A 17,046-nucleotide genomic window follows, 5' to 3' on the forward strand; every position below is an offset into this window, starting at 1 on the left:
TTTCAGACGACTTGCATGATGACAGGCTAGGCGGATTCGGCGCGGTCGGCAGTCAAAAATGCCGACAGGCGCGCCAGGGCTTCGTCAATGACCTCTTCCCTCTTGCAGAAGCAGAACCGGATAAAGCCCGTCGGCGCGTCTGAGCCATAGAAAGCCGAAACGGGAACGGCAGCAACACCCGCATCTCGCACCAGCGTCTCGCAGGCTTCCACATCCGTTGCGCCAAGCCCCAGCCCCGCTATGCCGCAGGTCAGGAAATAGGTCGCCGCGCAGGGCAGAACGGAAAAGCCGAGCGCGGCCAGGCCGGCTGCCATACGGTCCCGCTTCGCGGTCAGGTCGCCGGCAAGACCGGAGAAATAGCTGTCGTCCTTGGCAAGCCCATAGGCCACCGCCTTCTGCAGGTTGGGCGGCGTGGTGAAAGTCACCCACTGGTGCGCCTTGGCGATCGGGTCCATCAGCGCCGCCGGACCGGTCACATAACCGACCTTCCAGCCTGTCAGTGAAAACGTCTTGCCCGCGGAGCCGATCCGCACGGTCCGCTCGCGCATGCCGTCAAAGCCCATGAGCGGCAGGTGCCGGGCACCATCGAACACCAGATGTTCATAGACCTCGTCGCAGATGGCATAAACATCGTGTTCGACGCACAGGTCGGCAATCAGCTGCAACTCGCTTTCGGAAAACACCTTTGCCGTCGGGTTCATCGGGTTGTTGATGAGAATGGCCTTGGTCTTTTCTGAAAATGCCTGCCTGAGCGCCTCCCTGTCGAGACCCCAGGTGGGTGGCGTCACGCGCACACGGACGGGAACGCCGCCAGCCTGCTTCACCAGCGGCAGATAACAGTCGTACAGCGGCTCGATCAGGACAACCTCGTCGCCGGGCGACACCAGCGCGAACAGGCAGTCGGCCAGTGCTTCGGTTGCGCCGGATGTCACCATGACTTCAGAGCCCGGATCGACGTCCAGACCATAAAAACGCTTGTTGGCATCGGCGACGGCCTGTCGCAACGCGGGCAGACCGAGCATGGGTGGATACTGGTTCGGGCCGGCGATCAGCGCCTCTGCGGCAACGCCCCGGATGTCTTCGGGTCCATCCACATCCGGAAAGCCCTGACCGAGATTGACGGCCTCGTGCGCCATGGCCAGGCGGGACATGGTTTCAAACACGGTCGTGTCGATGCCGGTAAAGACCGGATTGGTCGGTTTCATGTTTCCTCCCGGGCCTGTTTTCGCCGGTTCTAATCCTCCACCGGTGGTCCGTCGAGCGAATTCCGCGCTCCCCGTGGTCAAAAACCCGGAAATTCCGGGCATCAGATTTGACACAGCCCGCTCGCAGCGATCTGATGAAACCCGGGTCTGAAGTCATGCGGGAGGTCGCTGCAATGCTCGGTGTGATCGTTGGAATTGTCGCAATCGTTCTGGGTGCAGCCATCATGTTGCGCAAGACAGCTGCTCCCTCCGGCGGACACAGGCTCCTGCGGGTTTTTGCCAGCCGGTTCATGGGCATCGCCCTGGTCCTGGTCGGCGCATTCATGCTGCTCTCCACCTCCTTCATCTTTGTCGATGCCAACGGTGTCGGTCATCTGAAACGCATTTACGCCTTCAAGGAACTTCCCGAGGGCCGCATCATCGCGCTTGACGGCGAAAAGGGCCCGCAGGCGCAGATCCTCGGACCGGGCTTCCATTTCATTCCGCTGGTGCGCGTTCTTTACGACTTCGAGGAATGGGAAGTCGTCACCATTCCGGAGGGCTATTATGGCCAGCTGACCGCACTGGACGGCGCGGCGATGCCATCCGGCATGTTCATGGCACCGGCCATACCGGATGAAAGCGTCGGCGACATGCTGAAGGCTGACAGTTTCCTGACCAAAGGCGGCCTGCGCGGCCCGCAGGAAACCGTGCTCAAACCCGGACAGTATCGCCTCAACCGCTATCTGTTTGATGTGCGTCTCGACGAAAACACCGACGCAACCATCATTCCGGCCGGCCATGTCGGTGTCGTGAAATCCAATGTCAGCCAGCCGGGCATCAACTGTGTTGAAGAGGAGGTCTCCGCTTCCGCGGTGTCCCGCGAGGCTCTGACCGTGCCCCTCGTGCCACGCGGCTGCGTCGGTATCTGGAAGGAACCGCTGTTTCCGGGCGCCTACTATCTCAACAGACAAGCCTATGAAGTAACCCTCGTCGACACGCGCGTCCAGACTTGGGAATACAAGGGCGGCTATACCAAGCGCATCATCGATCTCTCCGTCGACCAGCAGGGCAACATCCAGCAGAACGAACGCGCCGAACAGGAACAGATCCCCGGCGACGCCGCCGACCGGGCGGTGTTCGTCAAGGTCGAGGGCTGGGACATTCCGCTGGAACTGCGCGCCCTGGTGCAGGTTGATCCGGACAACGCCCCGGTCGTGGTTGGCTCCGTCGGCGGTCTCGATGAAATCGAGAACCGCATCCTGACGCCTGCAATCCGTTCCATCGTGCGCAATGTCGCCGGCGCCTCGATCCGGGTGCCCGACAAGAACCCGGACGGCACGGTGAAACAGCCGCCGAGTTTCACCGTTCGCCCGACACGGGTGCTCGATCTCATCGAAAACCGGGATGCGCTCGAACAGACCATCGAGCAGCAGATCAAGGTGGAGGGCAACAAGGCCGGTGTCGACATTCGCGAAATCCGCCTGGGAGAACCTGCCATCCCGCCCGAGCTTCTGGTCTCGCGCCTGCGCGTCCAGCTCGCCGACCAGCTGTCGACCGCCTATGAACGGGAAACCGACGCCCAGCAAAAACGCATCGAAACCGAGCAGGCCAGGTCTACGGCGGACGAGCAGCCGCGGCTCGTGGAAGCCCAGATCGCCGTGCAGGTGGCCAATCAGCGCGAGCAGGAACGTGCCGCGCTCGGCCGTGCGGAACGCCAGTATCTGGAAGAACTTGCCCGCGGCCAGCGCGCCCAGGTGGATGTCCTCGGTCAGGACCGCGTTGCTCTGCTGCAGGCACTGGAAAAGCTGCTGACCTCGCTGGAGCGCAAACCGGAACTGGTCGGATTGGTCGGCAAGCTCGTGCCCAACACCGTTGTCGGCGGTGACAGCGGGTTTGCAGGGGCTGCCGCGCTGTTGGGGGCCAGTCTTGGCCAGGCACAGCCGCCGGCTTCACCACGCCCCCCGGCCGGACAATAGGAAACCTGTTGTCCTTGAGACGGGACCTTTCCCTCCCGACGCTGCATTGGAAAGCACAGGTTTACCTGCGGCTGGGCCTGCCGGTCGGCGATCAGAAGGCAACCCTCTTTTGAGGGTCAGGAATGGGTCCCGTAATAGTCTTGCGAGATCTGCTCGACAAAGCCTTCATCGACGAGTTCCTTGACCACCTTGTTGAGGAGATCAAGCTTCTCGGCCCACTCGGATTTTTTCGAGACGCCAAGGTAAAGGTCGACGGAATTGCCCGGAACGTAGGGCGTCTTCTCGATCTTTCCGGCAAAGCCCTGTTCCTTGATGAAATAGTCGACCTGGCAGTCGGTTCCAATCATGACACCGAAGCGGCGGCGCATCAGCATCTCGATCAGGATCTGCTCCTGGGCAACACCCACCTTGTCGAGGGACTCGTCGTTGTCGAACTGGTCAAAATAGGCGGAATGCAGCACGTATCCGATCTGGTAATCCGCAAGGTCCTCATAGGTTTGAATCTTGTCTGCCAATCCAGCGATCGTGTAAAACGCAGTTGAACACTTGAAATAGGGCGTGTCGGTATAGGCGATGTATTCAGCCCGTTCGTCCCTGTAGGCCAGGCCGGTCATCACGTCGACCGAACCGGATTGCATCGATGTCAGGCCCCGCCCCCAGGGCATCTTGGAAACGGTCAATTCCGCGCCGGCGCGGCGGGCAACTTCATCGATAAAGTCCAGATCAAGTCCCACAAGGCCATGTTCTGTCGAGATCCGGAAGGGTGGCCAGTCATCGGTCGCCATCACCATATCGTCGGCACGCGCAGGGAGCAGAGATGCCGCAAACACGGCGAACACAACAAGCAACCTTATAGAGGATACAAGCAAATTATCAACCTCCGGTTACATTTTTATTTAACACCTTCTTCATTCAGGAGAATAGCAGCAACAACACCCCCGAAACATTGTAACTTTTACCCTAAACACCAAGAAGTTACCTAAGTAATTAGGCCTTCACTGCTTTTCCGCACCCGGGCCTGAACTGATGTTCTCCATCATGGCGGTTATCTCGGCATCGATGAGGGCCTGCAACTCCCCGGTTTCCCGCATATGCCTCAGAACCTGCGTTATTTTCGGGACGAGATGGGCATGTTTCTCATGGAGAAAATGATAGAGGTTCGCGCGCTCCAGCGGAGGATCAAGCTCCTCAATGCCCTTCAGGCCCAATTGCCTGGTTGCGATGCGACCCGCGATAGAGGCACTGACAACGGCCTCCAGATGACCGGCCGCCAGCATCCCGAACAACTCTTCATTGGACGCGGCCTGCCAGACATCGTCAAAATTCAGCGTCAACTGTTTCAGTTTGACGGCTCCGGCAAGATGCCCCACTCGACGCGTTGCAAGGTCCATGATGGTCCCGCTGGCCCCATCCGCCTGATTGACGAAAACCGTGACGGCAAACTCGATCAGGGGAACATCCACGCGCAGAAGCGTTGGATGCATGTCTCCGACCAGTTTGAACCGAACCACCTCCCCGTCAATTGCCCCGGTCGAAGACTGCATGAGACCGCGCTTGCCGGAAGTGCTGTAAATGTCGACTTCGATATCCAGACGGGAGTAGGCTGCCTTCAGCAAGGCGGCGCCAATTCGGCCATTCGGAGTGTTCTCGATGGTTGCAAGGACCAGCCGTTCCTGCGCCTGCACGACTGAGGCCGCCATTAGCAGAAAAACGCAAAGAAAGGGTCTGAGACGCCTGAGCAACACTTCCCCCCGGAACGGTTTGAAACCAGTCGTTCTTGAGCGTGACACGCTTTGTTTCTGAAAATCCCGCTTTTGACTGCTCTGGTTTCGCCTTGACGAACCGAGCAGTTGAGCGCCTCGATCCAAGATAGGCGAATTTCTTTACAAAACAGAAAAGCGCTCCTGTTCTCCTGACCTGACACTGACCAGATTCAATTATCGATTTTGCAAAATAGAAGATCACCAGAAATTTGCGCGCTCAATTCTTGTTCGGCAAATGGAATGGTTCAGCGTCATCTGCATGGCAGCTTCCCGACGGCAACCTTGCTGCATTGCAAAAAATCAACTAAAAGGTCGCAGCTTGATTTTGGTCAAGGAGTCAGACGCGGGCAGATCTGGCACCGGCCTTCAAAACCACACGAATTAACTGGAGCAGCTCGTGTCAGCACGCGCGGAAGGCCTTGCGCCTGTCAAACCTGTAAAAATGGATGCCATGCGCATCAAGACCGAGCTTCTTGCCGGTCTGACCGTGGCCCTTGCGCTGGTGCCGGAGGCGGTTGCCTTCGCCTTTGTCGCAGGTGTCAATCCGCTTGTCGGCCTCTACGCAGCGTTCTTTGTCGGCCTGATCACCGCCTGCATCGGTGGCCGTCCCGGCATGATCTCCGGCGCGACCGGCGCCCTCGCCGTGGTAATGGTGTCCCTGGTGGCCCAGCACGGCGTGGAATACCTGTTTGCGACGGTTGTCCTGATGGGCGTGATCCAGATCGCCGTCGGCCTGCTCCGCTGGGGCAAGTTCATCCGCATGGTGCCGCATCCGGTCATGCTGGGTTTCGTCAACGGTCTGGCCATCGTGATTTTCCTGGCCCAGCTCGGCCAGTTCAAGGTGCCGGACGGCGCCGGCGGTCTGGCCTGGATGACCGGCTCCCAACTTTACCTGATGCTCGGCCTGATCGCCCTGACCATGGCCGTGATCTGGTTCCTGCCGCGCTTCACCAAGGCCTTCCCGGCTCCCCTGGCCGGCATCCTGGTCGTGACCGGCCTTGTGCTCGGCTTCGACCTCGATACACGGTCGGTGGGCGACCTCGCCTCCATCGCCGGTGGCCTGCCCGAGTTTCACATTCCGATGGTGCCGCTGACCTGGGAAACGCTCCAGATCATCTTCCCTTATGCGGTCATCCTGTCCGCGATCGGCCTGATCGAATCCCTGCTGACGCTGAACCTTGTTGCTGACCTGACCAACACCAAGGGCGGCGCGTCCAAGGAATGTGTTGCCCAGGGCACTGCCAATATCGTCACCGGTTTCTTCGGCGGCATGGGCGGCTGTGCCATGATCGGCCAGTCGATGATCAACGTGAAATCAGGCGCCCGCACCCGCATCTCCGGCATCGCGGCCGCGCTCTTCCTGCTGTCCTTCATCGTGATCGCCTCGCCTCTGATCGAGCAGATCCCCGTCGCCGCGCTTGTCGGTGTCATGTTCATGGTGGTGATCGGCACCTTTGCCTGGGCCAGCCTGAAGATCGTGCACAAGATCCCGCTCACCGACGCGCTGGTCATGGTCGTGGTCACCTGTGTCACCGTCTATGCCGACCTGGCCGTTGCCGTGGTTGTTGGTGTCATCATTTCGGCACTCGCCTATGCCTGGAATGCAGCCAGCCGCATCGACGCGCGTATCGGCACCAGCAAGGAAGGCTGGAAGGTCTATCGCCTCAGCGGCCCCCTTTTCTTCGGCTCCGCCACCGGCTTTGTCGATCTGTTCGATCCGCAGAAAGATCCGGACGACGTGGTCGTCGACTTCATCGACAGCCGGGTGGTCGATCACTCAGGACTTGAAGCGATCGACGCGCTGGCGTCCAAATACGAAGCCGCCGGCAAGCGTCTGCATTTGCGACACCTGTCGCCCGACTGTCAGAAACTCCTGCACAAGGCCGGAAACCTTGTGGAGGTCTCCGTTCTGGAAGACCCCGACTACGAAATCGCCGTCGACTACGGTCACACGTTCGATCCGCAGGAAAAAACGTCCTAGACCCAGCTCCTGAGCTGAAAACCGGAAAAGCCCGAGCGGTCAGCCGCTCGGGCTTTTGTTTGGTGCCTGGTCACGATCCCGCATTGCCCTGATCGCCGGAATTTGGAACAGATACACAATGTGAAATCCACCGATCCTGAACCGGGTTGCCATTGTGTCTCGAAAAACGAAGCTTTTCATCACGCCGACACTTGCCACTGTCATCGGCACATTCGTTCTGATCACGGCAGCCACCATCCTGCTGATACAGGCCTTTACCTCCTCGACCGTCGTGCGCCAGCTCGGGGGCGAAATTGTCGACATCGGCATGGATTCGGCCGAGATCGCCTTTGTCGAGCAACTTCACGCAGTCACCGAGGCCTCCGAATACACGGCGCTTTCCTGGGAAGCCGGTGAGCTGCCCTTCGAAGACCCTGACCTTCTGATCACCTATCTGTTTGGTATGCTGGCACCGGTCCAGCAGGTTTCCTTTCTGGTGATGGTCGACGACCAGAATTTGGGCGTGGATGTAGACCGAGGAGACGCCGACGGAAAACTGCTCGGCGGTGATGTCGATCTTGCAAAGGACATTCCCGAACTCATCAAGCTGACCGACCAGGCCCGACAGGACAAGGCGCCGTTCTGGAGTGCGCCGCTTTACATGAAGGAGCGCAAGCACACCTACTTCGTCTATGTCCGGCCGCTTTATGAAGACAAGACGTATCGTGGCAGCCTGATGGTGGGCATGTCCCTGGACCGCATGTCCGAGATCACCTGGTACATCTCGACCGACGACATCAATGTTTTCCTGATGAAGGAAGACTCCTTTGACATCATCGCTCACCCGACGCTCGATCAGGCTTTCGACTCCTTGAGCGAGTCCATGCCGCTGTTTCCGGTCAAGCACGTGCCGGATGCCTTTCTCGCCAGGTTCGAACAGATGCCGAAACTGGACAATGCCTCCTTCGATCTTGGCGAGGATCTCGATCTTCATGTCGGCCATACCGAGGACGGTCAGAAGCGGTTTGTCATTCTGGAACAGAAGAACGAGAACCTGCTTGGGTTGCCGGCCCGGATCGGCGTGCATTTCCCGGCCGAATTCCTGGACCAGCCGTTGCAGCAGGTCCTGTTTGCCGTTCTGGTGGGGACCGGACTTCTGTTCATCTCCCTGATCGGCGCCGTTCTACTGGCCCAGCGGATTGCACGGCCGGTCCAGCGTGCGTCAAACGCCGCGAAGGAAGTCGCCAACCTGAACCTTGCGGCCGTGCCACCCCTTCCCTCCAGCGTGATCCGGGAACTGGACGACCTGTCGAAGGGCTTCAATGCCATGGTCGGCGGACTGACGGCGTTCAACCGGTATGTGCCCACGACCCTGGTGCAGAAGCTCTTGAGCGAAGGCCGAGCCGACGCCCCGCCGGAAGAGCGCGAGGTGGCGGTGCTCTTTACCGATATTGCCGGTTTCACGTCAGCTTCTGAAGGCATGTCGGCAACCGAGACGGCCGCCTTCGTCAACCATCACCTGTCGCTGCTTGGTGCCGAAATCACCAGGGAAGGCGGCACCATCGACAAATATATCGGCGACAGCGTCATGGCTTTCTGGGGTGCTCCGGAACGGCTGGAAAATGCGGCGGCTCCGGCGGCCAGGGCGGCACTTGCCATGGCCCGCGCCGTCATGACCGACAACCAGACCCGTATCGAACGCGGTGAACTGCCCGTTCGCTTCCGCATCGGGCTTCACATGGGGCCGCTTGTTGTCGGCGACATCGGCGCACCTGAGCGTGTCAACTACACCGTGATCGGCGACACGGTGAATGCCGCCTCTCGCCTGGAAAGCCTGGGCAAGGAAATCGATGCAACTGCCGAAGTTGTGATCCTGGCCTCCGAGGAAATCGCTATGAACCTGGGAGACGACTTCGCACAGCAGCCAATCGGACCGCAAAAGGTCAAGGGGAAAGCCGAACCGCTCAACGTCGTGCGGCTACTGGTTTAGTCCCCGCGAGTTCCATCAGGTCTCTTTGCAGGGCCCTGTCGGCTAGGCTGATTGATCGATGCCTGCAGACCCTGGTCCGGCTTCTTTAATGAAGCAGAGCGAGCACGAGATAGCTGGCCACGCCATAGAGGCTCAGGAGCCCGAGGCTCATGAATGCGCCGCGCAGCCCGGACCTACCCGAAAGATAGGCATAGGTATATCCGAGCCGGGCCAATCCGAAACCGCCGATCCAGGCTACGACCGCCGGGAATGAAGGCGTCACGAAAGCCATCAACCCCGCCAGGAACACAAAATAGACGGCGTTCTCGGTGGTGTTGCGATGGGCGTTCTGACACCTTTCAACCTCCGCAATCCCTTCTGCCGACGCTTTGGCGCGCTCCTTTCGGGCTGCCTGCCATTCCTCGGGCGTCGCGTACAAGCCGTACCGGCTTCTGGTCAGCTCGGTCTGCGTCATCAGCCAGGAATGATTGACCAGCAGCAATACGGCTGATGCCGCCAGAACCGCCAACACTTCCTGCGATGGCAACGCCATGGCCAACGGACCAATACCGAACAGAAACAGGTTCGCGGCAAGGGCGATCAGCGTCAGCGCAAAGGGGTAAATGATGACGACAAGACGCAGCCGCCGCTTGCGCGCGTCTTGCTCAATATCGGGAACGGGACGTCCTTCCTGGACCTGAAACATCTGAAAAAATCCTCCGAATAACAGGCACAAGATAAGGGCTTTTGGGCCTGAATCCAGCCAGAATCGGCTCGATGAACACTTCCTGAATGCGACATTCAGCGTGGGTTCCGCGCTTGCCGGTTAGCGTCCACCTGTCTTCAAAACAACGGCACAGCCGACCCGACAGGAGTTCGTTCAAATGTTTCGCAAGCTGATCATCACCACCGCCACCGCCCTGACCTTTTCCGCTGCCTCCCTGCCTGCAAGCGCCAACGGCATCAATATCGAGCAATTTGGTTTTGGCCATGTCACCGGCGGAACCCAGAACGGTTTCAACAACCTGATCGGCATCTTCCAGGACGGCCACCACAATGAAGGTCTCAGCCGCCAGTTCGGCAACGGCAACACGGCCGCCATCGGTCAGACCGGCGCTCACCATTTCGCGGACACCTGGCAAAACGGCTTCGGCAACTCGGCAGGTGTGGGCCAGTTCGGAACCGATCACAATGCAATCATGACCCAGGATGGCAACGGCAACATCGCCGCCGGTGTTCAGGTCGGACATGGCTGCGACGCCTCTGTGAACCAGGCCGGCTCCGGCAACGTTGCCGCCTTCGTCCAGACCTGCCCGTAAGCCGGGTTTTCCCTGACCTTTCCCGCATTATCGGTGGCCACCCCTGGCCACCGAAGCGACCCTGAGGAGCCCCTCTCATGCGCAACTTTGCAAAAATCGGATTTCTGGCCGTGGTCGCCGCAACGGCGGCTGCCTGTCAGGCTGTGTCCGGCTCGAATGCCCAGGAAACGGACTATCAGTCCGCCTGCGCCATTGAAACGCTTTCTACATCGGGCGGGACGGTCCTGACCGGCATCGCCAGAGGCATTCAAGGCGAGACAGGCCAGTACAGGCTGACGCTCAAGGGCGGTGACGGCCGCAACAGCACCAGCACAAGCCAGGGCGGCGCCTTTGCCATCGGATCGAGCGGTGAAGCAACAACCGGCACCGTTCGCCTTGCCAGCTCCGGCGTCTACGACGCGGACCTGGAAATCTCGCTCGCAGGCAAGACCTATTCCTGCAGCAAGCGCATTGGCAACAGCATTTAACTGAACCAGATCCAGGATATTCTTCAATGACTTACAAGATCAAATCCCTGACAGCCGCAGCCGTGCTACTGAGCGGTCTCTCCGCCTCTCCCGCCCTCGCAGGCGGTTCGTTTTCCATCACGTTGAACCCGCAGAACCACGAGCAGGAACAACTGATGCGCGCCGGGCTCATTGCTGCTGGCATCGCCAACGAGATGAGCAAACAGGGCGGCATCAAGCAAAACGGTTTCGGCAATGCCGCGGGCATCCTGCAAAACGGTTTCGGCAATCACGGCATTCTTGTCCAGGACGGCAATGGTCACAACGGCACCATTCAGCAGCATGGCAACAATCACGCCTATGGCCTGTTTCAGTTCGGCAAGAACACAAACGGCCATGTGGTTCAAAACGGCTACGGCCAGACCGGAACAACGTTCCAGTTCGGCTGGTGATCAAGTGGCACCATTGCCCCGCCCCACTGCCTTCCACGCTCCAACGGGTGCCGCCAGTTGCCTGACAGCAATCCGGCGCCCGGCAAATAAGGCAACAAAAAGATTTGTTTGCGGGCCTCTGGCATGTGTATCAATCAATCCCCATCTGCTCCTTCAGCGTTGATTGCTCCTGAACAATATCAATGAACTGACGGCTTCCGGCAGCCTCTTCTGCCCGGAGCACCGAGAGCGGAATATGCAACACTTCGACAAAGCCTGGACCTTTCTGTCCACCTACCACATCGCCGACGCGGGACTGCTGCTGCTGATCACGGGCCTGTTCTGCGGCACCGTTTACGCCTATCTGCGCGTCTCCGGCTTTTTCCAGTCCAGACGCCGCCGGGGTTTCTTTTCCGGGGATGGAATGGCCTTCGCATTGGCTGGCACCCTGTTCCTGGCTTTCACCGGCAGTTTTCTGGAAATCTTCGCGCTGTCCTTCCGTTTGCCATTCGGCGCCTATCCCGACCTTCTGATCGGTCTGGGGGCCGTTGCCGCCGCCGTGGTCCTGGCGCGGCTGCTGGCACTGAAGGTCGCGAACCAGAAGCTTCAAAAGGCGGCCTCCGACCAACAGCCCACCTGACACGAATGAACCTGCGGGGCGCAAGCCCCTCAGCCCGGGACAGCCGGGACGGCGCGCCGCAAATCAGGCTCGTCATGGATGAAGGTCACGTTGAGCGTAACCCGGATTTCAACAGACGGGTCCCCGGCCGTGCCGGTCACCTTTGCCACGGTCTCCCTGCTCTCCTCATCGAGACGCACCTCCAACGGCTCGAGCTTGTCAGCCAGGACCTGAAGTCCTTTGACGGGAAGTTCAAGCTTGAAAACCGTTGCGATGTTGGAAAGCAACGTGTGACCTTCGACCCAACCGCCTGAGTGCAGGACCGCGTCATTCACTTCGGTCATCACCAGGTGTCGATCTCTCCGGGTCACCCCCGAAAGCATGATGATCCTGTTCCTCAAACGCCCTGTTCCAAAATCGTTATCGGGGAGCATTCCGATCTCACGGATTGCCTCTCAGCCCTGCCCCAACCGGGAAGGCATCGCCCGTTGGGCGGCGTCTTCAAGAACCTATTCATGGGCGAGACGCCGCTGTCGGATCTACCGCACCAGGATGTTGCGGAACTGCCAGGGGTCCTTGGTATCGATGTCTTCCGGATAAAAACCCGGCCGGCCTTCCAGCGGTGTCCAGTCGGTATAATAGCCCTTGACCGGTCCTAGATAGGGCCGCTGGATTTCCAGGCAGCGCTTGTAGTCCATCTCGTCGGTTTCAACTATGCCGGCTTCCGGGTTTTCAAGCGCCCAGACCATGCCGGCGATGACGGCCGAGGTCACCTGCAGGCCGGTGGCGTTCTGGTAAGGCGCCAGCGTGCGTGTCTCTTCAACCGAGAGCTGGGATCCGTACCAATAGGCATTCTTCTTGTGGCCGTAGAGCAGGACGCCGAGCTCGTCGATGCCATCCTGAAGCTCGTATTCGTCCAGGACATGAAGTTTCTCCTGGATCTTGCCAGCGGACCCGAACAGTTCGTGCAGCGACAACACCGCGACATTGGCCGGGTGATAGGCGTAGTGACAGGTCGGGCGATAGCTGACCTTCTTGCCCTCCCCGACGGTGAAATAATCGGCGATGGAAATCGCTTCGTTGTGGGTCACCAGGTAGCCGTACTGGGCACCCGGGGTCGGGCACCAGGTTCTGACGCGCGTGTTGGCGCCCGGCTGCTCCAGGTAGATGGCCGCCTTGCAACCCTTCTTGTGTTTCCTGGCATTGGACGGCTTCCAGGTCTCATGCGTTCCCCAGCCGAGTTCCGCCGGCTGAAAGCCTTCTGACAGAAATCCCTCGACGGACCAGGTATTCCAGAATTCACCGGCCGGTTTCGGTTCCTTGGCTCGCTGGGTGTCGCGCTCGGCAATGTGGATGCCCTTGACGCCGACCTTCTTCATCAGCTTGCCCCAGTCCTTGCGGGACTTGGGCTCCTTGAACTTGACGCCTGTCTCCGTGGCAATGTCGACCAGGGCCTGTTTCACGAACCAGGAGACCATGCCCGGATTGGCGCCGCAGCAGGAAACGGCTGTTGTGCCGCCCGGTTTCCTGGCTTTTTCCTTGCGCACGGTTTCGCGCAAGGCATAGTTCGTCCGGTCCGCCGCAGAGGCGGTCTCGTCGAAATAAAAACCAAGCCACGGTTCGACGACGGTGTCGATGTAAAGCACGCCGAGCTTGCGGCAGAGCTTCATCAGATCGAGCGACGACGTATCGACTGACAGGTTGACAACAAAGCCCTGCCCCTCTCCTTCGGTCAGGAGCGGTGTCAGGATGTCCTTGTAATTGTCCGGTGTCAGCGCAACCTTCTGGAACGCGTAGCCACGATCGGTCACCAGTTTCGCATCCGTGTCGACCGGGTCGATCACGGTGAAGCGGGATGCGTCGAAATTGAAGTGCCGTTCGATCAGCGGCAGCGTGCCCTTGCCGATGGAGCCCAGACCGATCATCACCACCGGACCGGTGATGGTGCCGTGAATCCTCCCTTTCGCAGGTCCCGCTTTGGCTGCCGGCTTTCTGGCAGGTGCTTTTGCAGCTGCAGCCGGCTTTGCCGCCGTTGACTTGGCCGACGGTTTCGCAGCAGCAGGTTTCTGCATCGCCGGTTTCTTGGCGGCCGCTGCAGTCTTCGCAGCCGCTGGCGCTTTGGCGGCCGGCTTCGCGGTTGCCTTGACAGTGGCCGGTTTCCGGGTGGCCGCAGGCTTTCTGGCAACCGTTTTCGCAGCCGCAACCGTTTTTGTCGCAGCCGGCTTGGTGGTTGCCTGTTTCGCAGCAGGCGTTTTCGACGTGGCCGGTTTCCCGGCAGCGGCAATTGCCTTTGTTTCGGCCGATGCCTTGGTGGCTGGCGTTGACGTGGTTGCCTTGGTGGTGGCCGCCTTGCGGGTAGCGGCTGGTTTCTTAGCCGCCGCCGTTTTTGACGCAGCCGGTGCCTTTGCAGTCGCAGTCTTTGCCGCCGCAGGCGGTTTTGCGGCGGACTTCGTGGCAGCTGCCTTGGTGGCAGCCGGTTTCCGGGCAGTGGCCGCCTTGGTGGCGGCAATCGATTTGGTTGCGGCCGGCTTTGCAGCTGCCGGCGGTCTGGCCGCCGACGCTGATTTCTTGGATTTGCTTGAAGCGCTTCTGGCGGCCGGTTTCGCCGCGGTCTTTGCTGCCGCAGGCGGTTTGGCAGCGGTCTTGCGTGTCGTGGAGCTGGCCGATTTGGCAGCGGCTGGCTTGCCCGTTGCCGCCTTCGCCGTAGGTTTGCTCGCCGTAGCCGGTTTGCGAGCTGGTTTCTTTGGCGCGCCGCCGTTGCTGTCGTCGGTCATTCTCAAGCTCCAATCTTGTCCATGGTCGCCGCCCCTCTCCTGGAGCTGGGTCCGGCCCGCTGGGAATTCCTTCATTCACCAAAGCGCACTTAATGCGCCTTTTCTAAGATGTGACCGGTTTCTGATGGAATTTCAAGTCTTGCGTCCGGTTTTCCTGGTCAGGACGACCAACAGGCCTTTGGCTGTTTGTACTTCTCAGCAAACAAAGTCAGTCAGGAAAACGCAAGAGATGGCGGCGAAGAAATCGCCGCCACCCAGGGACAACAAGTCAAACAAGCTTTGAGACTGGATAAAGATCTTGGGTCGCTGCAGTCGGTCCTGCAAGGTCTGCAAGCCCGGCAGCTGACAGCAGACCGTTGAGGCCAGCCAGATGTCCAGCCGCAAATTCAAGGCCAAGAAACCGCTCCCGGGAAACCGGACCCGGCAAACTGGCATCGTCCAGCCGCCCCGCTTCGAACCCGAAACGCGTGTAGTATGACAGATCGCCGACCAGGATCACCGACCCGTGGCCATAAACTGCGCACTGGTTAAGCGCATGACGCATCAACCGGTCTCCCACCTTGCTTCCCCGGCAGGCAGGGTCGACGGCAAGGGGTCCGAGCAACAGGCTTTGATTGCCGTTGCGGTCCGCCACAGACCAGAGCCTTACCGTTCCGACCAGCCTGCCAGATTCGTCCAGCGCTGAAAACGCGAACACGGGCAGACGGCCCTCGCGCAGGCGTTCGGAGGTTTTTCTGAACCGCTCGTCGCCGAAACAAAGGTCGAGCAGCGCTTCGCGAGCGCCGGCGTGAGCCGGCACCTCCTCGACAATGTCGATCATGGCAGGAGGCCTCAGATGACGTGGGATGCCAGCGGTGCGAAACCGTTGAAGCCAACCGTGGAATAGGTGGTCGTGTAAGCCCCGCAGGCTTCGATCAGCACCTTGTCACCGATGGAAAGGCTGACCGGCAAATGATAGGGCGTCTTTTCGTAGAGCACGTCGACACTGTCGCAGGTCGGACCGGCCAGAACGCAAGGTTCGGTCCGGTCGCCGTCGCGGGCAGTCCGGATCGGATAGCGGATCGCCTCGTCCATGGTTTCGGCCAGACCGTTGAACATGCCGATGTCGAGATAGACCCAGCGGGTTTCATCCTGTTCGGATTTCCGCGAGATCAGCACCACTTCGGCCTCGATCATGCCCGCATTGCCGACCATGCCGCGGCCCGGCTCGATGATGGTCGACGGTAGCTGGTTGCCGAAATGCTTGGTCAGCGCATGGAAGATCGCTTCGCCATAGCTCGGCACGCCCGGGATGTCTTTCAGGTAACGGGTCGGGAAGCCCCCACCCATGTTGACCATCTTCAGCTCGATGCCGCGCTGCGCCATTTCCTTGAAGACGCCTGCCGCCATGGCGAGAGCGAAATCCCAGGCCGAGAGGTTGGCTTGCTGGGAGCCGACATGGAAGGAGACGCCATAGGCGACGAGGCCGAGACGGTGCGCGTGCTCAAGGACGTCGGGCGCCATGTCCGGGTCACAGCCGAATTTGCGGGAAAGCGGCCATTCGGCGCCGGCACCGTCACACAGGACCCGGCAGAAGACTTTGGATCCCGGAGCGACGCGGGCGATCTTTTCGACTTCTTCAACACAGTCGACGGCGAAGAGGCGGATGCCATGCTGATAGGCGCGCGCAATGTCCTTCTCCTTCTTGATGGTGTTGCCGTAGGAAATGCGGTCGGCGGTGGCACCGGTGGCCAGCACCATTTCGATCTCGCCAACGGAGGCGCAGTCGAAAGAGGACCCAAGGCTTTCCAGCAGCGACAGGATTTCCGGTGCCGGGTTGGCCTTCACGGCGTAGTAGACAGACGTGTCCGGGAGGGACCTGGCAAAGGCTTCGAAGTTCTCGCGCACAATGTCGAGATCGACCACAACACAAGGGCCATCGTCGTCCCGTCGGCGGAGGAAGTCGCGGATACGGTCGCTCATGGGGAATTCCCCTTTCTCAAATCAATCTGCAAACGCGCATCAAGTCTGATTGGCGCGCTGCAAGTCACGTCGCAGGGTGCTGCGGAACGCACCGGGCCTCCCCCGGGATGGAACCGGAGGCCGGGTTGACCGCAGCGACGGTTGGGCCTTGCAGCTGAAACCAGCGCAAAACTTTCCCGCGTCGGGAATGCCGTTGATTGGATCGGAGAGACCGAGCCGCACGTCGGGCAAGGATGTAACAAGTGCCTCTTCAGTGACCCCGGAGGTTGGAAACCCCGGCCGAGACTAAAAAAGCCCTCTTACGTCGTTGCTTTAAGCCGTCCGGACCTGCAGCCCGCCCCTTGGCGGTTGAATTGGCTGCTGCCCCTTAAGAGATGCCTTGTGAGACACCCCATGAACGACCACGGGCACGTGCGAATTTGGGCAGCGCGTATATGCGCCCGTTTGCCGCTGGATGCAACAGGAAAAATTCGACTGTCGGACGATTTTTCTCAAGGGTTAACAACAGGGTGGTTGAACAATCTTCAAAACCGGAATTTGACCTAACGCTCGGAGAAAGAACTTGCAAAATCTCCGGGGCCGGAGACACCCTGTACCGTCGTGACGCCCCAAACTATCGCGGCTTCACCATTCCGGGACT

General features: G+C 59.9%; 16 protein-coding genes. 8 read left to right on the forward strand and 8 right to left on the reverse strand.

Annotation, left to right across the window (positions count from 1 at the left end; all coding sequences use genetic code 11):
* Positions 1–26 precede the first annotated feature (26 nt).
* A complete protein-coding gene (locus tag CHH27_RS09005) occupies positions 27–1,205 on the reverse strand; it encodes an aminotransferase (RefSeq protein ID WP_094071287.1) in 1,179 nt (392 codons plus the stop codon).
* A gap of 107 nt (positions 1,206–1,312) precedes the next feature.
* Between CHH27_RS09005 and CHH27_RS09010 the strand changes: the two genes are divergently transcribed.
* Entirely contained in the window at positions 1,313–3,163 is a 1,851-nt protein-coding gene (locus tag CHH27_RS09010; protein ID WP_208988736.1) for an SPFH domain-containing protein, read from the forward strand.
* A gap of 116 nt (positions 3,164–3,279) precedes the next feature.
* On the opposite strand, the gene CHH27_RS09015 is transcribed toward CHH27_RS09010, so the two are convergent.
* Together CHH27_RS09015 and CHH27_RS09020 are read right to left on the reverse strand one after the other, a co-directional pair.
* Positions 3,280–3,948, reverse strand: a complete 669-nt coding sequence (locus tag CHH27_RS09015; RefSeq protein ID WP_208988738.1) for an ABC transporter substrate-binding protein — start codon at positions 3,946–3,948, stop codon at positions 3,280–3,282.
* A gap of 210 nt (positions 3,949–4,158) precedes the next feature.
* Positions 4,159–4,848 carry an ABC transporter substrate-binding protein gene (locus tag CHH27_RS09020; RefSeq protein ID WP_157738822.1) on the reverse strand — a complete coding sequence of 230 codons (690 nt, stop codon included), beginning with the start codon at positions 4,846–4,848 and terminating at the stop codon, positions 4,159–4,161.
* A 520-nt stretch (positions 4,849–5,368) separates the two neighbouring features.
* Here CHH27_RS09020 and CHH27_RS09025 point away from each other — a divergent pair.
* Both CHH27_RS09025 and CHH27_RS09030 read left to right on the forward strand, forming a co-directional pair.
* Positions 5,369–6,907 carry a SulP family inorganic anion transporter gene (locus tag CHH27_RS09025; RefSeq protein ID WP_094071289.1) on the forward strand — a complete coding sequence of 513 codons (1,539 nt, stop codon included), beginning with the start codon at positions 5,369–5,371 and terminating at the stop codon, positions 6,905–6,907.
* 154 nt (positions 6,908–7,061) lie between these two features.
* Positions 7,062–8,876 (forward strand): adenylate/guanylate cyclase domain-containing protein, encoded by a 1,815-nt coding sequence (locus CHH27_RS09030; protein WP_094071290.1) that lies wholly within the window; start codon positions 7,062–7,064, stop codon positions 8,874–8,876.
* Positions 8,877–8,961: 85 nt separating this feature from the next.
* On the opposite strand, the gene CHH27_RS09035 is transcribed toward CHH27_RS09030, so the two are convergent.
* Positions 8,962–9,561 (reverse strand): MAPEG family protein, encoded by a 600-nt coding sequence (locus CHH27_RS09035; protein WP_094071291.1) that lies wholly within the window; start codon positions 9,559–9,561, stop codon positions 8,962–8,964.
* A gap of 178 nt (positions 9,562–9,739) precedes the next feature.
* Between CHH27_RS09035 and CHH27_RS09040 the strand changes: the two genes are divergently transcribed.
* The 4 genes from CHH27_RS09040 (at position 9,740) to CHH27_RS09055 (ending at position 11,691) form a co-directional block, all read left to right on the forward strand.
* A complete protein-coding gene (locus tag CHH27_RS09040; RefSeq protein ID WP_094071292.1) occupies positions 9,740–10,174 on the forward strand; it encodes a curlin in 435 nt (144 codons plus the stop codon).
* A 77-nt stretch (positions 10,175–10,251) separates the two neighbouring features.
* On the forward strand, positions 10,252–10,641 hold the full coding sequence (gene csgH / locus CHH27_RS09045; RefSeq protein WP_094071293.1) for a curli-like amyloid fiber formation chaperone CsgH: 390 nt from the start codon (positions 10,252–10,254) through the stop codon (positions 10,639–10,641).
* A 26-nt stretch (positions 10,642–10,667) separates the two neighbouring features.
* Positions 10,668–11,072, forward strand: coding sequence for a hypothetical protein (locus tag CHH27_RS09050; protein WP_094071294.1), 405 nt, complete (start codon positions 10,668–10,670; stop codon positions 11,070–11,072).
* Between the two features lie 235 nt (positions 11,073–11,307).
* A complete protein-coding gene (locus CHH27_RS09055) occupies positions 11,308–11,691 on the forward strand; it encodes a hypothetical protein (protein WP_157738824.1) in 384 nt (127 codons plus the stop codon).
* A gap of 29 nt (positions 11,692–11,720) precedes the next feature.
* Here the strand turns inward: CHH27_RS09055 and CHH27_RS09060 are convergent, their stop codons facing one another.
* Together CHH27_RS09060 and CHH27_RS09065 are read right to left on the reverse strand one after the other, a co-directional pair.
* The gene (locus tag CHH27_RS09060; protein ID WP_094071296.1) at positions 11,721–12,014 is read right to left on the reverse strand and encodes a hypothetical protein; all 294 of its coding nucleotides are present in this window, start codon (positions 12,012–12,014) and stop codon (positions 11,721–11,723) included.
* 195 nt (positions 12,015–12,209) lie between these two features.
* Positions 12,210–13,595, reverse strand: coding sequence for a homospermidine synthase (locus CHH27_RS09065; RefSeq protein WP_094071297.1), 1,386 nt, complete (start codon positions 13,593–13,595; stop codon positions 12,210–12,212).
* A gap of 334 nt (positions 13,596–13,929) precedes the next feature.
* On the opposite strand from CHH27_RS09065, the gene CHH27_RS09070 reads away from it, so the two are divergent.
* Complete coding sequence (locus CHH27_RS09070) at positions 13,930–14,727, forward strand: hypothetical protein (RefSeq protein WP_157738826.1); 798 nt, start codon at positions 13,930–13,932, stop codon at positions 14,725–14,727.
* On the opposite strand, the gene CHH27_RS09075 is transcribed toward CHH27_RS09070, so the two are convergent.
* Both CHH27_RS09075 and CHH27_RS09080 read right to left on the reverse strand, forming a co-directional pair.
* Positions 14,713–15,264 (reverse strand): GNAT family N-acetyltransferase, encoded by a 552-nt coding sequence (locus CHH27_RS09075; protein WP_094071299.1) that lies wholly within the window; start codon positions 15,262–15,264, stop codon positions 14,713–14,715. The genes CHH27_RS09070 and CHH27_RS09075 overlap by 15 nt on opposite strands.
* Positions 15,265–15,275: 11 nt before the next feature.
* Entirely contained in the window at positions 15,276–16,406 is a 1,131-nt protein-coding gene (locus CHH27_RS09080; RefSeq protein ID WP_094071300.1) for a type III PLP-dependent enzyme, read from the reverse strand.
* Positions 16,407–17,046 lie beyond the last annotated feature (640 nt).

The sequence above is a fragment of the Labrenzia sp. VG12 genome (genome assembly GCF_002237595.1).
In the GTDB taxonomy this organism is placed as follows: Bacteria; Pseudomonadota; Alphaproteobacteria; order Rhizobiales; family Stappiaceae; genus Roseibium.

Excerpts from the sequence above, each read along its gene's own strand:
- CHH27_RS09005 (WP_094071287.1), bottom strand. The coding sequence starts at position 1,205 with ATGAAACCGACCAATCCGGTCTTTACCGGCATCGACACGACCGTGTTT.
- CHH27_RS09015 (WP_208988738.1), bottom strand. The coding sequence starts at position 3,948 with ATGGCGACCGATGACTGGCCACCCTTCCGGATCTCGACAGAACATGGC.
- CHH27_RS09025 (WP_094071289.1), top strand. The coding sequence starts at position 5,369 with ATGGATGCCATGCGCATCAAGACCGAGCTTCTTGCCGGTCTGACCGTG.
- CHH27_RS09035 (WP_094071291.1), bottom strand. The coding sequence starts at position 9,561 with ATGTTTCAGGTCCAGGAAGGACGTCCCGTTCCCGATATTGAGCAAGAC.
- CHH27_RS09040 (WP_094071292.1), top strand. The coding sequence starts at position 9,740 with ATGTTTCGCAAGCTGATCATCACCACCGCCACCGCCCTGACCTTTTCC.
- csgH (WP_094071293.1), top strand. The coding sequence starts at position 10,252 with ATGCGCAACTTTGCAAAAATCGGATTTCTGGCCGTGGTCGCCGCAACG.
- CHH27_RS09050 (WP_094071294.1), top strand. The coding sequence starts at position 10,668 with ATGACTTACAAGATCAAATCCCTGACAGCCGCAGCCGTGCTACTGAGC.
- CHH27_RS09055 (WP_157738824.1), top strand. The coding sequence starts at position 11,308 with ATGCAACACTTCGACAAAGCCTGGACCTTTCTGTCCACCTACCACATC.
- CHH27_RS09060 (WP_094071296.1), bottom strand. The coding sequence starts at position 12,014 with ATGACCGAAGTGAATGACGCGGTCCTGCACTCAGGCGGTTGGGTCGAA.
- CHH27_RS09065 (WP_094071297.1), bottom strand. The coding sequence starts at position 13,595 with ATGATCGGTCTGGGCTCCATCGGCAAGGGCACGCTGCCGCTGATCGAA.
- CHH27_RS09075 (WP_094071299.1), bottom strand. The coding sequence starts at position 15,264 with ATGATCGACATTGTCGAGGAGGTGCCGGCTCACGCCGGCGCTCGCGAA.
- CHH27_RS09080 (WP_094071300.1), bottom strand. The coding sequence starts at position 16,406 with ATGAGCGACCGTATCCGCGACTTCCTCCGCCGACGGGACGACGATGGC.